Source organism: Acetobacter sp. DmW_043, from assembly GCF_002153485.1.
GTDB classification, from domain to species: Bacteria; Pseudomonadota; Alphaproteobacteria; order Acetobacterales; family Acetobacteraceae; genus Acetobacter; species Acetobacter thailandicus.
On sequence record NZ_JOMN01000084.1, the window covers coordinates 1 to 3,367 of the forward strand.

Genomic DNA, 3,367 nt, shown 5'->3' on the forward strand with positions numbered 1-3,367 from the left:
CTGGTATCAGATGCCGGGCATGTATACGCCGGCGGATCATCTGTTAGTGACTCTATTATTGCCGGGAACTCGCAAGATGGAAATGGTGATACATTCTACATTAATAGTGGGGGTGTAATTACCAGTGCTTACGTTGGCTCGGCAGCAGCCCTGATCGTACAGGCAGGAGGAACATCTATTGCTACAACATTAGAAGCTGGATCTACCTACGATGTTCTGCAGGCTGAATCGGAAATTTGTTTTTTGCCGGGTAGTTTGATTAAAACTCCATCGGGCATAACTCCGGTTCAGGACTTATCCATGAACGATGAAGTTATTGCGTATGTTAATAGTATTGAAGTGATACGGCATATCACGTGGGTTGGCCGATCATATTGTACTGTGCGCCCTCATTTACCAGATGATGAAGCGGGCTACCCTGTGCGTATTCTGAAAAATGCCGTGGCTGAGGGTGTGCCATTTAAAGATATGCTGATTACCTCAGAGCATTGTCTGTTTTTTGATGGCCGGTTTATTCCCGTGCGTATGCTGGTGAACGGCCGCTCAGTATTTTATGATAAGTCGATCACATCCTATGATTATTATCATATTGAAACAGATGAGCACGCTGTCATTATGGCAGATGGAGTGCTGACTGAAAGTTACCTTGATACTGGCAATCGTCAGGCCTTTTACCAGCATGGTAAGCTTGTGGCTTTTACACCATCCCGCAACCTGACATGGGATGATGCAGCAGCCCCTCTCGATGTTTCACAACAGTTTGCTGAAAATATCTTCCGTCACATAGAGGAACGTGCGGACCAGATGAACCTGCCACACCAGAACAAAACAGCAGAACTAACATATGATCCTGACCTGCATCTTCTGACGCAAACGGGTGATGTTATCCGGCAGATACGCCGCCAGAACGGGCGGGCTCTGTTCATGATACCGGCAGGTACAGCATCAGTAACTCTGATGTCCCGTACCAGTCGTCCGTATGATGTAGTAGGACCATTTATTGATGACAGACGTGTTCTTGGTGTTCTTGTCGGCATGGTGACGCTTCTTGAAGGGGCTGCGTCTATAGTCGTGGACACACATCTGACACAGGAGGAGTTGGCAGGATGGCACTGCACTGAAAGCAGCAGGACGATGCGCTGGACTAAAGGAGATGCTGTTCTTCCTCTGGGGCTAAGTAGTGAAATGAGAGTGCTCTCTGTCGAGGTCATAGCAGCAGGACCTTACAGGCAACATAAAGAGCAGCCAGTTAATCTGAAGTTTGCTGGGTAAGTCTGGAAATGTGGAGAGCTGAAAAAATTCTTCGGTTTTTTCAGTTTTTTTCTCCGATCCAGACGTGAAATAAGGGCTGACAATAGTGGACTTGTAACGGTTTTGTGCCGGTTGATTGAGCGTTTAAAGCTTTCAACAGGAAAGGTATTTGATCCCGGCTTTTCTCACAGATGGCGTGTTGATGAAACTTACATTAAGGTAAAAGGTCAGTGGAGTTATTTGTACCGGGCCGTTGACACGGACGATGATACGATTGATTTCTATCTCTCACCCACACGGAACGCCACAGCTGCCAGACGTTTCCCGGGCAAGGCCGTAAACGGTCTGAAGGCCTGGGAAAAGCCAGAGACGATCAATATAGACGAAGCACCGACCTATGGCATAGCGATCAGCGAGCTCAGGACGGATGGCAAATCGCCTGACACGGTGTAGCTCCGCCTGGTCAAATATCTGAACAATGTGATCGAGGCCGATCACGGCAAACTCAGGCAGTTGATCAGGCGGCTCGTAGCTTCAAAACTGCCTATGCGACCATCAAAGGTTTTGAAGTCATGCGGGCACTGAAAAAGGGACAGGCTAAATTCTTCCGGTTCCAGGAAGGTATCATGGGAGAAGTGCGCCTTATTGAAAGATAGTTCGGAATTTATACATCTTAAAAAACCCGAAAATCAGAGCCCCATCAGCTTCTTCCAACTTTGCAACAGAGCCGTCCTGAGCCTAGAGGGTGTTATGCACTTTGCGTAAGTATTGCAGAACAGATGAAAGAATAATTCACGTAAATCATATCTATCTGATATCAGCGAAGAAGAGTGGTCTCTGATTGTTCCTTATCTTCTTCTTATGAAGGGAGACGCTGAGTAACGCCATCATGATCTGCGGGAGCTGTTCAACGGTCTTCGTTATGTAATCCGTTACGGTATTGCGTGGCGGGCGATGCCGAACGATTTTCCTTCGTAGGCTGCGGTTTACCAGCAATCCCGGCGCTGGATGAAAGCGGGATACACACCATAGCCTTCGCAAATTTCATGCTAAAAAATGCAGCCAGACTGCTCACGCAAAGTGCATAACACCCTCTAGACCGGCAATAGAGAACGACAGAAAGCAATCCATATTCAACAGCCGATCAACTCACCTTTCCCTATGCACAATGGCAGCAACAGTGTTCTTGCTGATTCCCAGATCACGGGCGATCCATCGATAACTCCGCTTTTCAGCCACCAGCGCCAGAACCTTCGGAGCCAGACGATCAGACTTCGGCCGCTGTCCTTTCTGTCGGCCGAGAACTTTCCCACGCGACCTGGCAGCAGCCAGACCGGACTTCACCCGCTCGCTGATCAGATCCCGCTCAAACTCCGCGATCCCGGCCATAACTGTCGCCAGCATTCGCCCATGTGGCGTAGCCAGGTCGAACGTCATCCCCGTTATGGCGATCAGGGAAACACGATAGCTCTCCAGTTCCTGAAGCGTGGAGATGAGATCAATAGTCGAGCGTCCCCAGCGGGACAGCTCCGTCACCAGGATGGCGTCAATTTCACGGGCCTGGGCCTGGGCCATGACTTTTCGACGCTCGGTCCGATCCACCCGGACGCCAGAGCCGGTCTCAATGAAGATGCCTGACACTTCATAGCCCGCGCGTTCGGCAAACCGCTTCAGCTCGTCCTTCTGGCGCACGCAGGACTGATCAGCCGTGGAAACCCGGCAATAAATGACCGCGCGTTGTCCCATTTGAACCCTCTAGAAAAAACCACCATGCAGCCCTTGATACACCGTGGCTCCCGATTGTCCTAATTAGACTATAATTAATATAGGACGATTTGCCTCTTCCTGTTTGGTCCACTGTTGTTGCATTACCGTCAGGTCAAATACCTGAACAAGGTGATCGAGGCCGATCATGGCAAACTCAAGCAGCTGATCAGGTCGGTTCGTGGTTTCAAAACCTTCAAGATAGCCTATACGACATCAAAGGTTTTGAAGTATTCCGCTCTGATCTGAACTAGGCTCAGGACCTATTAATTTATTGAACTGAGCGAAAGATTGTGATTCACAGGCTTACCGATGGAGGATGAGCCTGTGAGTGACGTATTTTTACTGTCTG

The 3,367-nt window shown here is 49.2% G+C and carries 3 protein-coding genes and 2 pseudogenes; 4 read left to right on the top strand and 1 reads right to left on the bottom strand.

Annotated features, from left to right (window positions below):
* The 3 genes and pseudogenes from HK11_RS11780 to HK11_RS12660 all read left to right on the top strand — a co-directional run.
* Positions 1 to 1,272 (top strand): Hint domain-containing protein (locus tag HK11_RS11780; protein ID WP_198943270.1); only part of this gene is annotated, 1,272 nt, incomplete at its 5' end.
* A 162-nt stretch (positions 1,273 to 1,434) separates the two neighbouring features.
* Positions 1,435 to 1,907, top strand: a pseudogene (locus tag HK11_RS11785) (IS6 family transposase); the annotation flags it as partial.
* A 247-nt stretch (positions 1,908 to 2,154) separates the two neighbouring features.
* A complete protein-coding gene (locus HK11_RS12660) occupies positions 2,155 to 2,229 on the top strand; it encodes a hypothetical protein (protein WP_304528681.1) in 75 nt (24 codons plus the stop codon).
* A 171-nt stretch (positions 2,230 to 2,400) separates the two neighbouring features.
* Here HK11_RS12660 and HK11_RS11795 read toward each other — a convergent pair whose 3' ends face one another.
* Positions 2,401 to 2,997, bottom strand: a complete 597-nt coding sequence (locus HK11_RS11795; RefSeq protein ID WP_086555510.1) for a recombinase family protein — start codon at positions 2,995 to 2,997, stop codon at positions 2,401 to 2,403.
* Positions 2,998 to 3,120: 123 nt separating this feature from the next.
* Here HK11_RS11795 and HK11_RS11800 point away from each other — a divergent pair.
* Positions 3,121 to 3,257 (top strand): annotated as a pseudogene (locus HK11_RS11800) (DDE-type integrase/transposase/recombinase); the annotation flags it as partial.
* Positions 3,258 to 3,367: the final 110 nt, after the last annotated feature.